This window comes from Saccharothrix sp. S26 (genome assembly GCF_021390395.1).
Lineage (GTDB): Bacteria > Actinomycetota > Actinomycetes > Mycobacteriales > Pseudonocardiaceae > Actinosynnema.
Genome location: NZ_JAJUWT010000008.1, coordinates 105,266 through 125,214, shown reverse-complemented (window position 1 = coordinate 125,214; position 19,949 = coordinate 105,266). Strand labels below are relative to the sequence as shown.

20 protein-coding genes and 1 pseudogene are annotated in these 19,949 nt (G+C 72.5%); 7 read left to right on the top strand and 14 right to left on the bottom strand.

Annotated features, from left to right (window positions below):
• Window positions 1-3: 3 nt before the first annotated feature.
• The 5 genes from LZG04_RS14750 to LZG04_RS14730 all read right to left on the bottom strand — a co-directional run bounded on the left by LZG04_RS14750 (window position 4) and on the right by LZG04_RS14730 (window position 5,932).
• The gene (locus LZG04_RS14750) at window positions 4-867 is read right to left on the bottom strand and encodes a hypothetical protein (RefSeq protein WP_233817182.1); all 864 of its coding nucleotides are present in this window, start codon (window positions 865-867) and stop codon (window positions 4-6) included.
• A 64-nt stretch (window positions 868-931) separates the two neighbouring features.
• Entirely contained in the window at window positions 932-1,735 is an 804-nt protein-coding gene (locus tag LZG04_RS14745; RefSeq protein ID WP_233817180.1) for a carbohydrate ABC transporter permease, read from the bottom strand.
• Window positions 1,732-2,697: a carbohydrate ABC transporter permease gene (locus LZG04_RS14740; protein ID WP_233817178.1), complete on the bottom strand. Its 966-nt coding sequence runs from the start codon at window positions 2,695-2,697 to the stop codon at window positions 1,732-1,734. The genes LZG04_RS14745 and LZG04_RS14740 overlap by 4 nt, the downstream gene beginning before the upstream one ends.
• 18 nt (window positions 2,698-2,715) lie before the next feature.
• Complete coding sequence (locus tag LZG04_RS14735; protein ID WP_233817176.1) at window positions 2,716-3,984, bottom strand: sugar ABC transporter substrate-binding protein; 1,269 nt, start codon at window positions 3,982-3,984, stop codon at window positions 2,716-2,718.
• Window positions 3,985-4,015: 31 nt separating this feature from the next.
• The gene (locus LZG04_RS14730) at window positions 4,016-5,932 is read right to left on the bottom strand and encodes a glycoside hydrolase family 127 protein (RefSeq protein ID WP_233817174.1); all 1,917 of its coding nucleotides are present in this window, start codon (window positions 5,930-5,932) and stop codon (window positions 4,016-4,018) included.
• 157 nt (window positions 5,933-6,089) lie between these two features.
• Here LZG04_RS14730 and LZG04_RS14725 point away from each other — a divergent pair, with 157 nt between their 5' ends.
• Complete coding sequence (locus LZG04_RS14725) at window positions 6,090-7,112, top strand: LacI family DNA-binding transcriptional regulator (protein WP_233817172.1); 1,023 nt, start codon at window positions 6,090-6,092, stop codon at window positions 7,110-7,112.
• A gap of 158 nt (window positions 7,113-7,270) precedes the next feature.
• Here LZG04_RS14725 and LZG04_RS14720 read toward each other — a convergent pair whose 3' ends face one another.
• The 5 genes from LZG04_RS14720 to LZG04_RS14700 form a co-directional block, all read right to left on the bottom strand.
• Window positions 7,271-9,556, bottom strand: a complete 2,286-nt coding sequence (locus LZG04_RS14720) for a cation-translocating P-type ATPase (protein WP_233817170.1) — start codon at window positions 9,554-9,556, stop codon at window positions 7,271-7,273.
• The gene (locus LZG04_RS14715) at window positions 9,549-10,493 is read right to left on the bottom strand and encodes a DUF748 domain-containing protein (RefSeq protein ID WP_233817167.1); all 945 of its coding nucleotides are present in this window, start codon (window positions 10,491-10,493) and stop codon (window positions 9,549-9,551) included. The genes LZG04_RS14720 and LZG04_RS14715 overlap by 8 nt, the downstream gene beginning before the upstream one ends.
• Window positions 10,494-10,603: 110 nt before the next feature.
• The gene (locus tag LZG04_RS14710; protein ID WP_233817165.1) at window positions 10,604-10,807 is read right to left on the bottom strand and encodes a heavy-metal-associated domain-containing protein; all 204 of its coding nucleotides are present in this window, start codon (window positions 10,805-10,807) and stop codon (window positions 10,604-10,606) included.
• Window positions 10,808-10,863: 56 nt separating this feature from the next.
• Window positions 10,864-11,145 (bottom strand): metal-sensitive transcriptional regulator, encoded by a 282-nt coding sequence (locus LZG04_RS14705; protein WP_053720726.1) that lies wholly within the window; start codon window positions 11,143-11,145, stop codon window positions 10,864-10,866.
• A 164-nt stretch (window positions 11,146-11,309) separates the two neighbouring features.
• Window positions 11,310-11,501, bottom strand: coding sequence for a hypothetical protein (locus LZG04_RS14700; protein ID WP_233817163.1), 192 nt, complete (start codon window positions 11,499-11,501; stop codon window positions 11,310-11,312).
• A gap of 281 nt (window positions 11,502-11,782) precedes the next feature.
• Between LZG04_RS14700 and LZG04_RS14695 the strand changes: the two genes are divergently transcribed.
• Genes LZG04_RS14695 through LZG04_RS14685 form a run of 3 tightly spaced genes read left to right on the top strand, consistent with a single transcriptional unit; the run spans window position 11,783 to window position 14,079 of the window.
• Complete coding sequence (locus LZG04_RS14695; RefSeq protein WP_233817569.1) at window positions 11,783-13,105, top strand: HAMP domain-containing sensor histidine kinase; 1,323 nt, start codon at window positions 11,783-11,785, stop codon at window positions 13,103-13,105.
• A complete protein-coding gene (locus LZG04_RS14690) occupies window positions 13,102-13,284 on the top strand; it encodes a hypothetical protein (RefSeq protein ID WP_233817162.1) in 183 nt (60 codons plus the stop codon). Before LZG04_RS14695 ends, LZG04_RS14690 begins: the two co-directional genes overlap by 4 nt.
• A gap of 3 nt (window positions 13,285-13,287) precedes the next feature.
• A complete protein-coding gene (locus LZG04_RS14685; RefSeq protein ID WP_374202823.1) occupies window positions 13,288-14,079 on the top strand; it encodes an alpha/beta hydrolase in 792 nt (263 codons plus the stop codon).
• A gap of 1 nt (window position 14,080) precedes the next feature.
• On the opposite strand, the gene LZG04_RS14680 is transcribed toward LZG04_RS14685, so the two are convergent.
• Both LZG04_RS14680 and LZG04_RS14675 read right to left on the bottom strand, forming a co-directional pair.
• Entirely contained in the window at window positions 14,081-14,293 is a 213-nt protein-coding gene (locus LZG04_RS14680; protein WP_233817160.1) for a hypothetical protein, read from the bottom strand.
• 173 nt (window positions 14,294-14,466) lie between these two features.
• The gene (locus LZG04_RS14675) at window positions 14,467-14,739 is read right to left on the bottom strand and encodes a hypothetical protein (RefSeq protein WP_233817158.1); all 273 of its coding nucleotides are present in this window, start codon (window positions 14,737-14,739) and stop codon (window positions 14,467-14,469) included.
• A 106-nt stretch (window positions 14,740-14,845) separates the two neighbouring features.
• Here LZG04_RS14675 and LZG04_RS14670 point away from each other — a divergent pair, with 106 nt between their 5' ends.
• Window positions 14,846-15,184: a MerR family transcriptional regulator gene (locus LZG04_RS14670; RefSeq protein ID WP_233817156.1), complete on the top strand. Its 339-nt coding sequence runs from the start codon at window positions 14,846-14,848 to the stop codon at window positions 15,182-15,184.
• On the opposite strand, the gene LZG04_RS14665 is transcribed toward LZG04_RS14670, so the two are convergent.
• Both LZG04_RS14665 and LZG04_RS14660 read right to left on the bottom strand, forming a co-directional pair.
• On the bottom strand, window positions 15,164-17,272 hold the full coding sequence (locus LZG04_RS14665) for a glycogen debranching N-terminal domain-containing protein (RefSeq protein WP_374202824.1): 2,109 nt from the start codon (window positions 17,270-17,272) through the stop codon (window positions 15,164-15,166). The genes LZG04_RS14670 and LZG04_RS14665 overlap by 21 nt on opposite strands.
• 8 nt (window positions 17,273-17,280) lie before the next feature.
• Window positions 17,281-18,492: a glycosyltransferase family 4 protein gene (locus tag LZG04_RS14660; protein WP_233817153.1), complete on the bottom strand. Its 1,212-nt coding sequence runs from the start codon at window positions 18,490-18,492 to the stop codon at window positions 17,281-17,283.
• A gap of 123 nt (window positions 18,493-18,615) precedes the next feature.
• On the opposite strand from LZG04_RS14660, the gene LZG04_RS14655 reads away from it, so the two are divergent.
• Together LZG04_RS14655 and LZG04_RS14650 are read left to right on the top strand one after the other, a co-directional pair.
• Complete coding sequence (locus LZG04_RS14655; protein ID WP_233817151.1) at window positions 18,616-19,479, top strand: hypothetical protein; 864 nt, start codon at window positions 18,616-18,618, stop codon at window positions 19,477-19,479.
• Window positions 19,480-19,490: 11 nt separating this feature from the next.
• Window positions 19,491-19,789: pseudogene (locus LZG04_RS14650) on the top strand (ArsR/SmtB family transcription factor); the annotation flags it as partial.
• Window positions 19,790-19,949: the final 160 nt, after the last annotated feature.

Genomic DNA, 19,949 nt, shown 5'->3' with positions numbered 1-19,949 from the left:
CGCTCAGCGGCCGTAGCGGCTCTTCAGGTGCCGCCACCAGTCGCGGAACATCCAGGCGTCGAACTCGGTGATGGTGCTCGCGCTGCCCGCCTTCATCAGGAAGCCGCCCACGCCGGACGGCGTCCAGTCGTAGAAGTCGTCCAGCCCGAACGTGTGGCCGATCTCGTGCAGCAGGATGTGCACGTTGGGCGAGCTTAGGTTGTTCACGAAGTACTCGCTGCCGATGCGCTGGCCCCAGTCGCCGCCCGCGCCGCCGCCCATCCCGGCGGTCAGCCACAGCGACTGGTCGTAGTGCCGCGCCACCCCGCCCGGGCAGTTGCGGTACTGGCCGTCGCGGACGAAGAACCGGCCGCACGGTTCGGCGCACTGCGGCGCGTTCTCGCGGATGTTGTTGACGTAGATGTCGACCGAGTTGTCGGTCCACTGCAACGTGTTGCGGTCGCGCACCGCCCAGCCGACGACCTTGATGGGCACCTGCGCGTAGGGCCAGTTGTTGTGGCCCACCATCAGGTCCATCCACTTCGCGTACTGCTCGGCGAGCTTGGCGTGGATGCGGTCGCGCAGCGAGGCGCTCACCGGGGCCGACGAGTCCCACCGCACGCAGAAGTTCAGGTAGCCACCGTTGGCGAAGACCTGGTCCCAGCCGTAGTTGCGGAACCCGTACAGGTCGCCGTAGGTGCTCTCCTGGTGCGACCACACCTGGTTGAGCGGGGTGACCAGGTTCGACGGCGGGCTCCAGGTCGCCGGGTTGGCGGCGGCCGTGACGTCACGGGCCCGCTCCTGCCGGGCCTGCTCCTGCTGGGCCTGCGCGACGCCCCCGCCGCTCAACGCCAGCGCGAGGGCCACCCCGCCGATCAGCGTTCTCATCCATGGTCGTGACACGACGATCTTCCTTCCGATTGCCGGACGAAGCAGCGTCGGACCCGCGGGTTCAGCCCTTGACGGCCCCTGAGGTGAACCCGCGGACGTAGCTGCGTTGCATGGCGGCGAAGAGCACGAGGCAGGGCACTGCCATGAACACCACCCCCGCCTCCAGCGCGGCGTAGTCGATCGATCCGTGGCTCGCGGTGCGCAGGTTGACCACGGCGAGGGTGGTGGTGAACTTGTCGGTCGAGTTGAGCAGGATCAGCGGCGCGAAGAACTCGCTCCACGAGGTCAGGAACGCGAACAGGCCCACGGTGACCAGGCCCGGCCGCACGGCGGGCAGCATGATCCGCACCAGCGTCCCGGCGCTGGTGCAGCCGTCCACCCGGGCCGACTCCTCCAGCTCCAGCGGCACGGCCTCGAACGAGTTGCGCATCATGAACACCGAGAACGGCAGCTGGAACGTGATGAGCACCAGGCTCAGCCCGACCAGCGAGTCCTCCAGCCCCAGCCAGCCCAGCAGCACGTACAGCGCGATCAGGATCGTCGCGTACGGCACCATCAGGATCGCGAGCGTGAGCAGGAACAGCACGTCCCGGCCGGGGAACCGGAACCGGCCGAACGCGTAGCCGCCCAGCGTGGCGATCAGCAGCGTGCCGCCGACCGTGAGCGCGCTGACGACCACGCTGTTGAGCACGTGTTCGGGCCGCACGCCGTTGGCCGAGCCGAACAGCCGCCCGTAGTTCTCCAACCCGAACCCGGTGTCCGTGCGCACCGACGCGAACGCGGCCCACACGAGCGGGAACAGGAACAGGATCGCCAACGCCGTGCCGGTGACGTAGTAGCCCCACCGGGCGTCGCGGGGCTTCACGACGACCTCCGGCGCAGCACCCGGAACTGGATGGCGTTGAACACCACGAGCACGGCCAGCAGCACCACCGAGATGCCCGCGGCCGAACCGAGGTCGAGCCGGATGAACGCCTCCCGGTAGATCACCATCACCAGCGAGGTCGTGCTGTTGTCCGGCCCGCCGCGGGTGAGGATCCAGAACTGGTCGAACGCCAGCAGCGACCCGGTCGTCATCAGCGTGACCACCAGCGCGATCGTCGGCCGCATCAGCGGCAGCGTGATCCGCCGGAACGTCTGCCACCGGGTCGCGCCGTCCACCCGCGCGGCCTCGTACACGTCCGGCGGGATGGCGTGCAGCCCGGTCAGCAGGATCAGCATGGTGAACCCGGCGAACCGCCACAGCACCAACGCCACCGCCGACCCGAGCGCGGAACCGGGGCTGCCGCTGGTCCACGACACGTGCCCGTCGACCAGGCCCAGCCACGACAGCAGGTCGGTCACCGGCCCGATCTCGTCGCTGAGCAGGCCCAGGAACAGCAGCGACGCGCTGGCGAACCCGACCGCCGTCGGCAGGAAGAACGCGGTGCGGAAGAACCCGACGCCGGGACGGCGGTGCTGCACCAGCAGCGCCAGCCCGAACGCCACCACGAACAGCAACACGGTGATGACCACCGTGTACTTGACCGTGAACCAGGCCGCCGAGCGCAGCAGCTCGTCCTCGGCGATGCCGACGTAGTTGGCCGGCGCGGTGAACTTCGCCTGGCCCAGCAACGGCCAGCGGTGCAGGGACATCCACGCCACCAGCCCCAACGGCACCAGGAAGAACAGCGCCACCATCACGGCGGTCGGTGCGGCGTACGCGGCGCCGACCAGCGCGCGCAGCCGTCGTCCCCGCCGTGCGGGTCGCGACTGGCGGCGCGACGGTGACGTGCGCGTGCCGGGTGTCGACGTCGTGGCTGGGGTGGACGTCGTCGTCGGGGACATCCGGGCCTCCGGGCCTGCTCAGCCTTGCTGGAGCGACTTGGTGATGGCGGTGTTGCCGTCGGCCAACGCCCGGCGCGCGTCACCGAACAACGCGCCGCGCACGGTTTGCAGCCACGGGCTCTGCGGGTCGTTGAACGAGACGTTGAAGTTGCGCGCGTAGGGCGTGCGGCCCTTGGCCACCAGGCCGTTGACCAGCACCGTGCGCGGATCGGCCGCGGAGTGCTCGTTGTCCGCCAGGTCGGTGCGGGTCGGCACGCCCTTGTTCTTGGCGACGACCTCGACCTGCGCCTCGTCGGACGTGGTCCAGGACAGGAAGTCCCACGCCTGCTCGACCTTGTCGGACGTCGCGCCGATGCCCAGCGCGTCACCGCCCACGAACGTCGACTCGCCGCCGGTCAGGCCGCTGATCGGGGCCACGCCCAGCTTCAGCCCCTTCTCCTCCAACGCCGACAGCCACACCGAGGGTGCGGGCGCGATGCCGACGTTGCCGCTCTGCAACGCGCCCAGCCACGTCGGGCCGGCCTCGTCCTTAGACGCGGGCGCGGCCACGCCCTCCTCGTACAGGGCGCGGTAGAGGGCGAACACGTCGGCCATCTCCGGCGAGTCGACCCGCGCCCGCTCACCGTCGGGGTCGAGCACGTCGCCGTTGGCCGCCCACACCGACGGCCACAGCGTGAACTCCACGCAGCCGCCGCAGTTGCCGCCGAAGTAGGTGCCGTTGACGTCACCGCCGAGCCGGTCGACCGCGCGGGCGTGGTCGGCGAACTCGCGCAGGGTGCGCGGCGGCCGCTCCGGGTCCAGGCCCGCCCTGGCGTACAGGTCCTTGTTGTAGAGCAGCACGGACAGGTCGATCGTGTGCGGCAACGCGAAGTTCGCGCCTTCCCACGTGCCGGCCTTGAGGTGCGACGGCGCGAGCCGGTCCTTCACCGGCAGCGCGGCCAACCGGTCCGTGACGTCGGCCCACAGCCCTTGGGAGGCGTACTGGGGCGCGAACACGACGTCGGCCGCGAACAGGTCGGGCAACGACCTCGCGCCCGCCGCGGAGGCGAGCTTGGCCGGGTACTCCTCGTTCGGGTAGGCGGTCACCTCCACCTTGTTGCGGTGGGTGGCGTTGTAAGCGTCGGCGTAGGCCTTGGACACCGACTCGGTCGCGGCCCGGGTCCACAGCGTCAGCACCGCGCCGTCGTCCGCGCCGGCCGTGCCCGCCTGCTCCTGACCGCCGCAGGCCGCCAGCACCAGCGCAGCCGCCGCCACGGCGGAGGCAACACGAAGCCCTCTGGTTCTCACCGGTCTCTCCTTTGAGACGGTCGGGGTGGGGTCAGGCGGTGGGCAGCCAGACCCGCATGGTCGACGGGCCGCCGCGGGCCCAGCGGTGGTACGGCACGAGGGTCAGCCCGGTGGCTGCCCCGGTGGCGGTGGTGGTTCGCTCCGGCGGTCCGTAGGGCCACCCGTCCGGGCCGGGCGCGGCGAACCCCGCGCGGACCTCCACGCCCGCGTCGGTGTCCACCGGCGGCACGGAGGCGTCCACCCGCACCGAGTCGAGGTCCGCGCCGTCCACCGACTCGGCGCAGTACACCAGCGGCCCGCGTTCCACGGCCACGCAGCCGCGGGTCGCGTCGATCCTCGGGTCGGGCGAGGTGAAGCGGGGCCGCACGGGCAGCTCCAGGCGGATCTCCTCGCCGACCGCGAACGTGCGGTACACCACGATGTCGCCCACCGGCACCTGGCGGCGGCCGTGCGTCGTGACCAGCTCCGCGCCCGCCGCCCACTGCGGCACCCGCAGCGTGATCGACCACGGCTGGTCGTCGGTCCTGGTCACCCGCACGGTCACGGTGCCGTCGTCGGGGAGGCCGGTGCGCACCCGCAAGCCCACCTCGCGTCCGTCGGCCAGGCGGGTGGCGACGTCCGAGTCGACGTACTGGTGCAGCCGCACGCCCGTGTCGTCGACCGTGACCAGGTAGCACGAGAGGCCGGCCAGCAGGCGTGCCGCGTTCGGCAGGCAGCACGACACCTCGAACCACGGCGCCCTCGGCCCGCCGCCGAACCCCAGCCGCTCCTCGTCCTCGGGCAGCGCGGCGGTCGGCGTGCGCTGGTGCAGGGTGTGCGCGTAGAAGAACGACCGGCCGTCGTCGCCGATGGCGGTGGCGACGACGTTGTACAGGATGCGCTCGATCACCTCGTCGTAGCGGCCGTCGCCGGTGGCCAGCAGCAACCGCCAGGCCAGCATGATCGCGGCCACCCCGGCGCACGTCTCGGAGTACGCCCGGTCCGCGGGCAGCACGAAGTCGTCGCCGAACGCCTCGTCGGCGTGCCGCGAACCCATGCCGCCGGTGAGGTAGGTGCGCCGTGCCCAGGTCCGGTCGAACTGGGCCGCGACGGTCCGCAGCAGCTCGTCGTCACCGGTCTCGACGGCGACGTCCACCGCACCGGCGGCCAGGTACAGCGCGCGGACGGCGTGCCCGTGCAGCACCGGCGACCGCCGCACCGGCTCGTCGTCGCTGAAGTACGACCAGCCGAAGTGGTGGCGCGGCAACGTGCGGTGGCCGCGGCGTTCGACGAACAGGGCGGCCTGGTCGAGGTAGCGCCGCTCGCCGGTCAGGCGGGACAGCTCCACCAGGCCCAGCTCGATCTCCGGGTGACCGCAGACGCCGGGGACGCCGTCGGGCCCGAACGCCGCGCACACGTGGTCGGCGGCGCGGCGGGCCACCGCCAGCAGCGGGTTCGCGTCACCGCCGCCCGTGCGGGCACGGGCGACGGCGGCTTGCAGCAGGTGCCCGGTGCAGTAGAGCTCGTGGCCCCACAGCATGTCGCTGTACCGGGCCCGTTGGCCCGCGCGACCGAACGCGGTGTGCAGGTAGCCGTCCGGGGCCTGGGCTGCGGCGACCGCGGACGTCAGCTCCGCGATCTGCGCCTCCAGCGACTCGGTCTCCCCCGTTCCGCGACCGACCTCCCAGGACATGGCCTCCAGCAGCTTGTAGACCTCGGAGTCGGTGAACTCCCGGCCGCGGCGGTCGGCGGCGGTGGCGTCGGGCGCGGTGAAGTTGCCCGTCCAGCCCAGGCGGTCCATCCACGCGCGGGCGTGCGGGATGGTGGCGGTGGCGTTGAGGTCCTGGCGGGCCCGCCAGAAACCGCCGGTGATGCGGACCTCGTCCTGGCCCAGCGGGCGCAGCCTGCCCCGCGACGGGACGACGGGACGTCCCCCGACGGCCGTGGTGTCCGGCGACGTCACTGTCATCCCAACCTCCCGCGCTCGGCGTGCCCGCTCCAGCACTCTGGCAGCCGAAAACGTTTTCGGCAATCACCCTGTTGCGGCTCCGGATTACCGTGTTTCACAGTCTTGAAGTGCGCCTACAATCGATTCGGCGTTCGACAAACTTTTCGAAAGGCTTTCGATGGGCAGACGGCGGTCCGACGCGGTGACCCTCAGCGACGTGGCGCGGCTGGCCGGCGTCTCGATCTCCACCGCGTCCAAGGCCATCAACGCCAGGACCGAGGTCGCGCCCGCCACCCGCGACCGCGTGCTGCGCGCGGCGGCCGAGCTGTCGTTCCAGCCCAACGCGTTGGCGCGCGGCCTGATCTCGGGGCGCACGCGCACCATCGGGCTGCTCACCGACGAGTTGGGCGGCCGGTTCGCCATCCCGATCCTGCTCGGCGTGGAGAACGCGCTGGCCAACGAGCAGATGTCGGTGCTGCTGTGCGACGCGCGCGGTGACGCGATCCGGCGCAGGCACTACATCAGCACGCTGCTGGCCAGGCAGGTCGACGGGTTCATCATCCTGGGCGACGACAACGACGTGCGGCCGTCGTTGACCCGCGACATCCCGGTGCCGGTGGTGTACGTCTACTGCGAGTCCAGCGACCCGGCGGACCTGTCCGTGATCGCCGACGACGAGGGCGGCGCGCGGCTGGCCGTCGAGCACCTGGTGTCGATGCACCGCAGGCGGATCGGCCACATCACGGGGCCGCAGACCTACCGCGCGGCACGGGACCGCGTGAGCGCGTTGCACCGGGTGCTGGCCGAGCACGGGCTGGTCCTGGCGGGCGGCGCGCCGCTGTACGGCGAGTGGTCGCAGCGCTGGGGCAGGCACGCGGCGCGGATGCTGCTGGCCACCGACCCCGAGGTCGACGCGGTGTTCTGCGGCAACGACCAGATCGCGACCGGTGTCGCGGACACGCTGTCGCAGCTGGGCAAGCGGGTGCCGCAGGACGTGGCCATCGTCGGCTACGACAACTGGGAGGAGTTCGCCGCCGACTGCCGCCCGCCGCTGACGACGGTGGACCTGGACCTGGAGCGGTTGGGCACGACGGCGGCGCGGTACCTGTTCGAGGCGCTGGACGGACGTCGGCCGTCGGGCGTCATCCGCCAACCGTGCCGCCTGGTGGTCCGCGAATCGACCACCGCCCTACCCGCGTGAGTCCTACCCCCAGAACGCGCGTGTCCTACGCTCGGAACGCGCGTGTCCTACGTTCGGAACGCGAGAGTCCTACGTTCGGAACCCCCGAATTCAACGCTCAGGACCCCCGGACAGCGCGATGGCCCGGAGCCGGTCGGGCTCCGGGCCACCTGCGGGTGTCAGACGCGGGCCGGCACCTTGTCCTGAGTGGACTCCGACGCGCGGTCCGCGTGCGGTTGTGCGGTGGCGGTGCTGCGGAAGCCGCGCAGGCGCAGGCTGTTCGACACCACGAACACGCTGGAGAACGCCATGGCGGCACCGGCGATCATCGGGTTGAGCAGACCGGCGGCGGCCAGCGGCAGGGCGGCCACGTTGTAGGCGAACGCCCAGAACAGGTTGCCCTTGATCGTGGCCAGCGTGCGCCGCGACAACCGGATCGCGTCCGCCGCCGCACGCAGGTCGCCGCGCACGAGCGTCAGGTCGCTCGCCTCGATCGCCGCGTCCGTGCCGGTGCCCATGGCCAGGCCCAGGTCGGCCTTCGCGAGCGCGGCGGCGTCGTTCACGCCGTCACCGACCATCGCGACGACCTTGCCCTCACCCTGGAGCCGGGCCACGACGTCCACCTTGTCCTTCGGCAGCACCTCGGCGATGACCTCGGTGATGCCGACCTCGGCCGCCACGGCACGCGCCGCCGCCTCGTTGTCGCCGGTCAGCAGCACGGGCGTCAGGCCGAGCGCCCGGAGCTGCCGAACGGCCTCCACGGACGTCGGCTTCACGGTGTCCGCGACCACCAGGACCGCGCGCGCCTGACCGTCCCACGCGACCAGGACGGCCGTGCGCCCCTTCTCCTCCGCGGCACGCTTGGCCTCTGCCGGCGGACCGTCCAGGTGCACGCCCCACTCGGCCAGCAACCGCTCCCGGCCCACGATGACCGCGCGCCCGTCGACCACGCCCTGCACGCCCAGGCCCTCCAGGTTCTGGAAGCCCTCGACCTCGGGCAGGTCGCCGACCCGTTCGGCGGCACCGATGGCGATGGCCTTGGCGATCGGGTGCTCGGAGGCGTGCTCCAGGGCCCCGGCCAGCCGCAGCACCTCGTCCTCGTCGACGCCGGACGCGGTGTGGACGGACACCAGGCCCATCCGGCCGGTGGTGACCGTGCCGGTCTTGTCCAGCACCACGGTGTCCACCCGCCGGGTCGACTCCAGCACCTCCGGCCCCTTGATCAGGATCCCGAGCTGCGCGCCCCGACCCGTGCCGACGAGCAGCGCGGTCGGCGTGGCCAGGCCCAGGGCGCACGGGCACGCGATGATCAGCACCGCGACCGCCGCCGTGAAGGCCGCCGACACTCCCCCGCCCGCGCCGAGCCAGAACGCCAGCGTGCCGACCGAGAGGGCGATCACGACCGGGACGAACACCGCCGAGATCCGGTCGGCGAGGCGTTGCGCCTCGGCCTTGCCGTTCTGGGCGTCCTCGACCAGCTTGGCCATCTGCGCCAACTGCGTGTCGCTGCCCACGCGGGTCGCGGTGACGACGAGGCGTCCCCCCGCGTTGACGGTCGCGCCGACGACCTGGTCGCCCGGTCCCACCTCGACCGGCACGGACTCGCCGGTCAGCATGCCGGCATCGACCGCCGAGCTGCCCTCGGCCACCACGCCGTCGGTGGCGATCTTCTCGCCCGGACGGACGACGAACCGGTCGCCCACCTCGAGTTCCGCGACGGGGATGCGGGTCTCGCGGCCGTCACGCAGCACGGCGACGTCCTTGGCACCCAGTTCCAGCAACGCCCGCAGGGCGGCACCGGCCCGGCGCTTCGACCTGGCCTCGAAGTACCGCCCGGCCAGGATGAACACCGTGACGCCGGCGGCCACTTCGAGGTAGATCGAACCCGCGCCGTCGGTGCGCTGCACCGTCAACTCGAACGGGTGGGTCATGCCCGCGACACCGGCCGTGCCGAACAGCAGCGCGTACAACGACCACGCGAACGCCGCGATGGTGCCCATCGAGATCAGCGTGTCCATGGTCGCCGCGCCGTGGCGCAGGTTCGTCCACGCCGCCCGGTGGAACGGCCACGCGCCCCACACCAGCACCGGAGCCGCCAACGTGAGCGAGATCCACTGCCAGTAGGTGAACTGCAACGCCGGCACCATCGCCAGCAGCACGACCGGTACCGAGAGGACGGTGGAGACGACCAGCCGCTGCCGCAGGGCCGCGGTCGGATCCTCCTCGGCGGGCTCGGCCTGTTCGGGCTCGGAGGCGGGCAGGGCCGCCTGGTAGCCGGCGGCTTCGACCTGCTCGACCAGCGTTCGGGGATCGATGTCCTCGGGGAACGTGACGCGCGCCTTCTCGGTCGCGTAGTTGACGGTCGCGGTCACGCCATCGAGCTTGTTCAGCTTGCGCTCGATCCGGGCCGCGCACGAGGCGCAGGTCATGCCGGTGATCGCCAGTTCGATCTGCGTGTCAGCCATGACCGTACTCCTCCTCTTCGTCGTGGGCACCCGTGCCGCCGGTGTCCACGGTGAACTCGGCGGTGCGGACCACGCCGTCGTGCTGGAAGTCGAGGAACAGCCGGTACCCGCCCGCGGAAGGCACCTCGGCCACGAACGCGATCTCCGGGCCGGCGGGCGTCTTCCCGTCACCGGGTGCGCCCTCGGGGTGCACGTGCAGGTAGGCCAGGTCGCCTTCGCGCAGCGCCACCAGGTGACCATACGCCGCCAGGTAGGGCTGGAGGTCGGTGACCGGCGCGCCGTCCTTGCTGACGGTCAGCTTGACCGGGGACGCCTTGCCCGGGACGAGCTCGCCGTCCAGGCGGACCTGGTAGCCGTCGACCTCGGTGACGCGGGACGGTGCGTGGGTGCGGGGCTCGAAGACACCCGGCGCGTTCACGTCGACACCGAGCGTCGTCGCCTCGCCACCGGTCGGCTTGAAGTCGGCGAACACGCGGTAGGAGCCGGCTTCGGGGACGTCCAGCGGCACGGTCCACGTGCCGTCCGATGCCATCTCGGGGTGGACGTGCCGGAAGCCGGAGGTGTCGCGGCGGACCGCGATCAGGTGCATCCGCTTGTCGTGCTCGACGTCGAAAGCGGTGACCGCCGCGCCGTCGGGGCCCAGGATGCGGAAGGAGAAGGAGTCGGTTCCCGTGGTCAGCGTCGTGTCGGTGGGCGCGAGGGTGTAACCGCCCCTGGACGACGCCAGCCCCGCGGGCTGGTCGTTGCGCGCGGTCTCCGCGACGGTGCCGCTGTGGTCGTCCCCGTGGCCGGTGCCCTCAGCACCGGACGTGTCGTCGTGGCCGCCGCGGGCGGCTTCGGCGGTGAAGGGACCGACAGCGCTGCCGGCCGCCCAGGCGCCACCGGCGACCAGGGCGAGTACCGCACCGTAGGCGGAGAGCTTCGCTGCTGTGTTCATTGGTCAGTCCTCAAGACTGGAGGAGCGCTGCGACTGCTGGGGTACCCGCCGGGGGCGTCACGTCACGTGACGCCCGTTTCGGCAGGTCAGGTGGTCAAGGAGAGGGCGGGTCAGGCGACCGCGTAGCCCGCTTCTTCGACGGCGGCGCGCACGTCGGCCTCGGCCACCGGGGCGGTGCTGGTCACCTTGACCACGCCGGTCGGCAGGTCGACGTCCACGCCGGTCACGCCGTCGATCTTGGTGACCTCTTCGGTCACGGACGCCACGCAGTGGCCGCAGGTCATGCCGGTGACGGTGAAGGTGGATTCGGCCATCAGGTGCTCCATGGGTCGGTTGGGTGGTTGATCGGGTGGGTTGGGCGAGTTCCCGGTCAGGAACGCACCAGGCGTGCGATCGCCTCGCTGGCCTCGCGGACCTTGGCGTCCGCGCCCTCGCCACCCTGGGTCAGGGCATCGGCCACGCAGTGCTTCAGGTGCTCGTCGAGCAGGCCGAGGGAGACCGCCTGGAGGGCCTTGGTCGCTGCCGCGATCTGGGTCAGGACGTCGATGCAGTACTCGTCGTCCTCCACCATCCGCTGCAGGCCGCGGACCTGCCCCTCGACGCGGCGCAAGCGCTTGAGGACGGCGTCCTTGTCGGAGGTGTAACCCCGCATGTCCCACTCCCTTCGGCCGTTCGGTGCGCGTCCGACAGGGTTATTCATACCCCCTGGGGGTACCTGCGTCAACTCGGCGGTCAGGGCGGGTGATCGGGGTCACGGACAGTGACCTGGGGGTTGGACCCTACCCCCGTACTGTATCGGCGGCCGGTGGGAACGGCTCAGTCGGCGCAGCGGAAGCAGAAGTGGGGGCCGACGGGGCGGTCGAGGCCGTGCCAACCCGCGGAGACGGCTTCCTCCCACAAGGACTGCCACTTGGTGGCGGCCTCGGACTGGCCGTTGTGCGCACGTCCGCAGTGGTCGCAGATCAGGATCAGGGCGGGGACGTCTTGGTCACCGGGGATGGCGGTCACGGTTCGGGATTGTGGTGGTGGGGTGAGGGCTGAGGTGGGGAAACGCCCGGAGGTGAACCTTGCGATCAGCTTGCGATGGGCTGCGGGTGGGGGCGGGGTCGGGCAGGCTGGGTGCGGTCAACTCCGGGGGTCGAGATCAGGTCCGGTGCAGGTCCGGATGAGAGTCCGGCTCGATTTGACATGGGGCCTCGGTGGGTCGGTTCCGGGTCCGTTGTGGGTGGGTTGGGATTGGAGGGTGGGGTGTGCCTCGGTTTTCGTTGAGGTGGCGGGTTGGGTTGGCGATGGGGGTCGGGTCGGTGTTGTTGACCAGTGCGGTGGGGGTGGCGGTGTGGAATTTGACCGCCGGGTACATGTTGCGGCAGCGGGAGCAGAGTGCGGTGCGGCAGGCGGAGGTCAACGTCAGGTTGGTCGATGCGGCGTTGGGCAGTGGGTCGGATGGGTTGACCGGGTTGTTGACGGGGTTGACGACGGGGCCCGATTCGACCGTGTTGTTGTTCCACGGTGGGCAGGTGTTGACCAGTGGGCGGCAGGTCGACGCGACGGTGCTGCCCAGGCGGTTGGTGGAGTTGGGGAGGCAGGGGACGCCGGCTGCGCAGCGGATCGTGGTGGACGGGATACCGGTGTTGGCGGTGACGTTGCCCATCGGGACCACGGACGGGGCGTACGTGGAGTTGGCGCCGCTCGTGCAGTTGGACCGCACGTTCCGGTTCCTCAGTGCCCTGTTGGTGGCGGTCACGGTGGTCAGCGGGTTGTCGGGGGTGGCGTTGGGGTCGTGGGCCGGGAGGCGGGCGTTGCGGCCGTTGAGCGAGTTGACGAAGGCCGCGTCGAGGATCGCCGGTGGTGACCTGGGTGCCCGGTTGCCGACGCAGACCGATCCGGACCTGACGTCGCTGGCCACGACGTTCAACGCGACCGCCGAGGCGTTGGAGCAGCGGGTGAGGCGGGACGCGCGGTTCGCCGGGGATGTCAGCCACGAGTTGCGGTCGCCGTTGACGACGATGGTCAACGCCGCCGAGGTGTTGCGGCGTCGGCGGGTGGAGGTGCCCGGGACGGCGGGCAAGGCGCTCGACCTGCTGACGTCCGAAGTGGACCGGTTCGCGCGGATGGTGGTGGACCTGCTGGAGATCTCGCGGGCCGACCAGCAGGCGGAGGACCCGACGTCGGAGACGATCGACCTGGCCTCGCTGGTGGGCAACGTGGTGGCGGCGCGGCCGGGTGGGCCGGTGCCGGTGGACGCCGGGTCGCCGCCGCCGCAGGTGCTCGGCGACCGGCGGCGGTTGGACCGGGTCGTGGACAACTTGCTGGACAACGCCGAGCGGCACGCGGGTGGGGTGGTGCGGGTCGGGGTGTTCGCGCGGGCGGGACGGGCGCGGATCGAGGTGGACGACGCCGGGCCCGGGGTGCCGCCCGAGTTGCGGGACCGGATCTTCGACCGGTTCGACCGGGGTGCGCGGGCGGGGCGGCGGGGTGCGGACACCGGCAGCGGGCTGGGGTTGGCGCTGGTCGCGCAGCACGTGCAGCGGCACGGTGGCACGGTGTGGGTGGAGGACCGGCCCGGTGGTGGGGCGCGGTTCGTGGTGGAGCTGCCGGAGGCACCGCGATGAGGGTCGTGTTGGTGTTCGTGCTGTTCGCGCTGGTCAGCAGGTGTGGGGTGACGACCCAGGACGAGCCGCAGCCGTTGGTCACGTCGACGGCGAACCCGGTGCCGACGCCCACGCTGACGCAGCGGCCGGACGCGCCGTCGTCGACCACCGCGATGACGACGACGACCACCTCGGGGTGAGCGGTGCGCAAGTGGGCGTTGGCGGTCGCCATCATGGTGGTCGTGGTGTTCGGTGGTCTGTTCGCGTTCCAGCGGAAGTTGGTGTTCCTGCCGGCCGGTGGGCCGTTGCCGGGGGCGGGTGAGGTGCTGGGTGGCGGGCGGGACGTCACCTTGCGGACCCGGGACGGGTTGGGCCTGGCGGCCTGGTACTTCCCGGCGGAGGCGGCGAGGGCGGCGGTGCTGGTGGCACCGGGCAACGCCGGGAACCGCCACCTGCGGGTCCCGTTGGCGCGGGCGCTGGTCGGGCGGGGGTTGTCGGTGCTGCTGGTGGACTACCGGGGGTACGGCGGGAACCCCGGCGACCCGACCGAGGAGGGGTTGGCGCTGGACGTGCGCGCCGGGCGGGAGTTCCTGGTCGGGGAGGCCGGGGTGCCGCCGGAGCGGTTGCTGTACTTCGGCGAGAGCCTCGGGGCGGCGGTGGTGGCGGAGCTCGCGGTGGAGTTCCCGCCGGTCGGGGTGGTGTTGCGGTCGCCGTTCACGGATCTGGCCTCGGTCGGGGCCCGCCACTACCCGTTCCTTCCGGTGCGGTGGTTGTTGTCGGACGAGTTCGCCACCGAACGCCACGTGGGACGGGTGCGCGCGCCGGTGACGGTCGTATACGGCACGGCGGACACGGTGGTGCCGCCCGAGCAGAGCCGTGCGGTGGCGGTCGCGGCGGGCGGGGTGGCGGTCGAGGTGGTGGGGGCCGACCACAACGACCGGGTGCTGCTGGACGGCCGGCAGGTGGCCGACGCGGTCGACGCGCTCGTGCCCTGACCTACCAGGTGTCGTCCGGGCCGTCGTCGGGCAGCGGGACGACGCGGTTCTGGTCGGCGACGTCCGCCGGGTCGGCCTCGGGCACGTCCGGCGGCTGCGGGGCGAGGTCAGCCCGGCCGACGGCGGCCTCCTCGTCAACGACCCCGGCGTCGGGCTCGGGCTCGACGGGCAGCGACTGGTCGGCCACGTCGTTCCACGGCTTCTCCAGGCTCATCAGCGTGATCCTCCACTACGGCACGGGCAGGACGGCGCCCGCTGCGACCAGGCGTCGCAGCGGGCGGACGGATACGACGTTCGAAAGTGGATTCACGCACTGGCGGGGGCTCAAACCCGTGATGGCCGTCCGATCGGGCCACCTCGCCGAACGGGCCGAGGCCCCGGGTCCGGTCACCTCCTCGTCGAGCGAACAGTCACCGTCGATCCCGCGCGCGGCGGAGGGGAACGCTCGCGCGGGTGAACCTGGCGCGCCAGGCTGACCGGGGGGAACGTGTCCGGTTCGGCGGCACGGGCCGGTGCGGCCGACGGGCGGCGTGAGGAGGACCAGGGGCGTTCGGTCGGGCCGAAGTTGGCGGCGACGATCGCCTCGAACTCGGCGTCGAGCCAGCCGCGGTCCGCCAGGACCACGTCGGCGAAGCCGGTGTCGCTCCGGACGTCACGCACGTCGATCACTCCCCGGACCGCGTTCACCAGGTCACTGACCGATACACCTTTCTTATAGTCACCGCTGTAGATTGTGTCAAGTGGTCGGTGCGGATAGGGTCCGGATGTGGCCTTGCACGAGCTCGACGACGTCGACTTCCCGGCCTACTCCATCGGCCAGGCGGCCGACCTGCTCGGCGTGCGGCAGGCGTTCCTGCGCAGCCTGGACACCGCCGACCTGGTCCGCCCGCACCGCTCCGGCGCCGGGCACCGCCGCTACAGCCGCAGGCAGCTCGAACTCGTGCAGCGCGTGCGCGCGCTGTTCGACCAGGGCCACTCGCTCGCCGCGACCACGCGCATCCTGGAGCTGGAGGACACGCTGGCCGCCGCACGCGCCGAGATCGCCCAGCTGCGGGGCAGGCTCGGCGCGTGCGACGGCGGCGCGTCAGGTGGTCCAGTCGGCTGACAGGCCGGACACCGCGACCTTCTCGCCGGTGGCGCTGATGTGGGCGGTCTCGTCACCCAGCCGGAGGTCGGTCAGGGTCAGCTCGCCCCAGCGCTGCGGCAGGTGCGGTGTGGTGGTCAGCGTTTTGCGCGGCACGTGCGGCTCCAGCCCGAGGCACGCGCGGACCAGCAGCAACGGCGACGCGCTGGCCCACGCCTGCGGCGAGCACGACGTCGGGTACGGCACGGGCGGGCTGAAGTCGTCGCGGGAGAAGCCGCAGTACAGCTCGGGCAGGCGGCCGCCGAACGCGGCGGCGGCGTCGAGCAGGCCGTCCGCCAGGCGGTGCGCGAGGTCCACCGCGCCGGGCAGGTGGGCGTAGCGCAGCAGCCCCGCCACCGCGATGGCGGTGTCGTGCGGCCACACCGACCCGTTGTGGTAGCTCATCGGGTTGTACGCGCCCATCGACGACGCGAGCGTGCGCAGGCCGTACCCGGTGTCCATCTCCGGGTCGGCCAGCCGCCGGATCAGGGCGGCCGCGTGCTCGTCGGTGGCGATCCCGGTCCACAGGCAGTGGGCGGTGTTGCTGGTCAGCGCGTCCACCGGCTGCTTGCGCCCGTCGAGCGCCACGGCGTACCAGCCCCTGTCCGGCAGCCAGAACGCCTCGGCGAACCGGTGCCGCAGCTCCTCGGCACGGGCGCGCAGGCGGGCGGCGGTCGACTCCTCGCCGAACCCCTCGGCCAGCTCCGCGCGGGCCAGCAACGCCGCGTACACGTACCCCTGGACCTCGCACAGCGCGATGGTCGGGATGGCCTGCCGGCCCGAGGCGTCGTTGATGCCGTCGAAGCTGTCCTTCCACCCCTGGTTGGCCAGCCCACGGTCGGTGGCGCGGCGGTACTCCACGAACCCGTCGCCGTCGCGGTCGCCGTACCGGTCGACCCACGCGAGCGCGGCATCGGCGGCGGGCAGCAGGGAGCGCACGACGGCGGGGTCCGCACCCCACCGCCAGCACTCGGCCAGCAGCATCACGAACAGCGGCGTCGCGTCGACCGTGCCGTAGTAGTGGTTGCCGCCCAGCACCGCCGTGCTGTCCGGGCCCAGCCGCAGCTCGTGCAGGACGCGGCCGGGCTCCTCCTCGGTGAGCGGGTCGACGACCTTGCCCTGGGTCTCGGCGAGGGTCTGCAACGTGCCCAGGGCCAGGCCGACGTCCAGCGGCAGCGCCATCCACGCGGTCAGCAGGCTGTCGCGGCCGAACAGGGTCATGAACCAGGGCGCGCCGGCGGCGACGAACGGCCTGCCGTCGCGCGCCGGGTCGTGGATCTGCAACGCGCCCAGGTCGCTCTCGGTGCGGCGCAGCACGCCGGTCAGCACCGGGTCGCTCGCGGTGACCAGGGTGCTGGCCGCGCGCCACGCCCGGATCTTGCGCGCGGGCCCGCTGGCCTCGATCCGCTCGCCGCGGTGGAACTGGGGCTGCACGGGCCGGCCGGACACGGTCGGCTGCACGACCACCTCGGTGGACCACCGGCCGCCCGCGGGCACGACCACGTGCCAGCTCAACGCGCCCGGCACCACGACGGGCTCGGCGGTGGCGGTGAACGACACCCCGCGCGAGCCGTCCTTGCGGTCGCGCAGCACGAGTTCCGCCCCGGCCGCGGTGGCGTCGGAGCCGCCGTGCACGGCCCGGCCCTCCTTGACCGCGAACAGGTCGGCGAAGTCGGCGTCCACGTGCAGCTCCAGCCGCACGGCGGTGGCCTCGCGGCCCAGGTTGTCGACCGTGATCGTCTCGCGCATCCCGTCGCCGACCAGCCGTTCGCGCACCAGCAGCAGGGTGCTGTCGGCCAGGCCCGCGGCCGGCGGGCGGCGCAGCACGAACCGCGCGGCGAACGCCTCCGGGTGCGACACCGACAGCGGGTGCGGCGTGCGGCCGTCCAGCCGCAGCTGCCACCGCGACAGCAGCCGGGCGTCGCGGAAGAACAGCCCGTGCGGTGTGCCGGGCTCGATGTCGCCGGTGCCGGTGGACAGGCAGAACGTGCTGCCCTCGACCAACGTCGTGGTGCCGCCGACGTCACCGGTGAACGCGGGCTCGCCCGCGTTGAACGGCTCCGGTGGCAGGTCGGCCGTCACGCGCGGTCCCCGGAGGCGTGCAGGGCGGGCCCGCCGTCGACGTTGCGCTCGTAGACGCGGTCGAGCGCGGAGTCCAGCGCGGCGTAGTCGCGGCGCAGCGCGGTGAGCGAGCCGTCGCCGGCGAGGGCCTTGCGGTAGGCGGCCTCGTAGCCCGAGCCCAGGCCGTCGACGTCGAAGTGCGCGGCGACGTGCGCCCGGCAGGCGGCCGGGTCCAGCCCGCGCACGTCGTGCAGCGCGTCCACCAGCTCCTCGGGATCGTCCCGCACCAACCCGGTCACGCCGTCCACCACCACCTCCGGCACCGCGCCCGCCCGCAGCGCCACCACCGGCGTGCCGCAGGCCATCGCCTCGATCATGACCATGCCGAACGGCTCTTCCCAACGGATGGGGAACAGAAGACACCGTGCGGCGGACAGCAGCTTGCGCTTCTCGGACGCGTCGGCGACGCCGAACACGTGGTCGCGGTCGGTCAGCCGGGGCCGGACCTCGGCCTCGAAGTACTCCTTCTCGATCGGCTCGGCGCACTTGCCCGCCAGCACGAGCGGCACGCCGGCGGCGTGGGCGGCTTCCAGCGCCAGGTGGGGCGCCTTGTCGGGGTGGAAGCGGCCGAGGAACAGCGCGTAGTCCTCCTTGTGCGCCCGGAACGGCCAGTCGCGCAGGCGCAGCGCGTTGTGCACGGTGCCGATCCAGTTCAGCTCGGGCGCGAGCTCGCGCTGCCGGTCGCTGATCGCGACGAGGCCGACGTCGTCGCCCAGTTCGCGGTAGTAGCGGCGCATGTCGGTGTCGACGGGACCGTGCACGGTGGCCACGGTCGGCAGGCCCATCGCGGCGAACGCGGGCGCGTTGAGCGGGCCGGCGAGGGTGTGGTCGTGCACGACGTCCAGGCCCTCGGCGTCGGCGAGCCGCTCGATCTCGCGGCGCACCGCGGCGGCGTGCACGACTTCGGGGAACGGCTCACCGAGGCGTTCGGGGACCGTGCGGTCCCAGACGGGCACGAACCGCGCCTTGGTCCCGGGTTCTCCGGCGCCCAGCAAGGTCACCGAGTGGCCGCGGGCGACGAGCGAGTCGGCGAGGTCGGCGACGACGGCCTCCACCCCGCCGTAGGCCTTGGGCGGGACGTCGAAGTAGGGCGGGGCCACGAGCGCGACGCGCAACCGGTCGCGGCCGGCCTGGCGGGGAAGCGTTGCGGCGGAAGGCAGGCTGCTCAAGTCGACCTCCTCGAGCGGGCGAGCAGACCACTGTTTGGCACTCTTCGCCCGAGAGTGCTAACAAAGATCGTGGGCGGTGCGCAATACCCGCCGCGACGAGACGTCGATCACGGGGAGAGTGCTGTGGTGGTGGCTGTGGACGGCGACCTGGTGCCGTTGCGGGCGGACTTCGACGTGGTGTGGCGCGGCTACGACCGCGGCCAGGTGCGCCACTACGTGGAGGGCGTGGAAGGCGAGCTGCGCGTGCTGGCGGTCGACCGGGACGCGGCCGAGGCGCGGGCCGACGACCTCGCGCGCCAACTGGAGACCGCCCGCGCCGAGATCCGCGTGCTGCGCGAGCACATCGACCGGATCAGCCGCACGCCGATCGACCCGGCCGCGCTGACCGAGCGCCTGCGGCGCATGGCCGAACTCGCGCACGAGGAGGCGGACGAGATCGCCGAACGGGCACGGGCCGTCGCGGAGAGCCACTGGGCCACCGCGGAACGGGTGGCCGCACGGGTGCGCGAGCGGTCGGAGCGGCTCGTCGCCGAGCTGGACGCCCAACGGCGGCAGGCCGAGGCCGAGCACCGGGCGCTGATGCGCGAGGCGGGCGAGAAGCTGCTGGCCGCGACGCGGGAGGCCGAGCAGCGGCGGCGTGAGCTGGACGAGCGGGCGGCGGCGTTGCGGGAGGAGGTCCGGGTCGACTTCGAACTGGCGATGAACGCGCGGCGGACGGAGTCGTTGGAGGCGATCGCCGCCGAGGAGGCCGCCGCCCGGGCGCGGGCCGACCGGCTGGTCCGCGACGCCGAGGAGCACGCCCGGCGGATCGTGGCGCGGGCACGGGACCGGGTGGACGAGCTGCGCGACCGCCGTGACCGCATCGCGGCCGGGTTGCGCGGGGCGCGGGAGCTGCTGGCCGAGGCCGACCCGCTGCTGCACATGCCGTTGGAGGAGATCCCGACCCAGCGGGTGCCGCACCTGGTCGATACAGCGGAAGCTGTGTAGTTCCGCGCGCGCTGACGTCTGGAACACGGGCGACCGCGCTCGCCCGGCTCGGTCGCGCCCTGGCCGACCCCACCCGGTGCCGCATCCCGATGGCTCTGCTCGACGGGCCCGGCTACCCCGCCCAGCCGGCCGAGCGGTTGGAGTCGACCAGGTCGGACGCGTGTCCTGCCCGCGCGGCTGCGGGCTCGTCGTGGCCACCTACGAGGGACGTCAGGTGCGGTACGACATCGCCGACCCGCACCTGGCGCGGGCGATCCGCGACCTGCTCGACGTGGTCCTCGCGGTCGACCCGACCGAGGACCGCGTGGACGAGGTCGAGCTCTACCCGCCGGGCGAGGTGATCACGGCGGAGGTGCTGGACCACGTGCGCACCGACCTGGCCGCCGGGATGCAGTCGCCCGACCCCTCCGACCCCGAGCCGAGCTCCGTCCGGGTGGTCGTCCGGACGCGGTGACCGGACGGATCGTCCA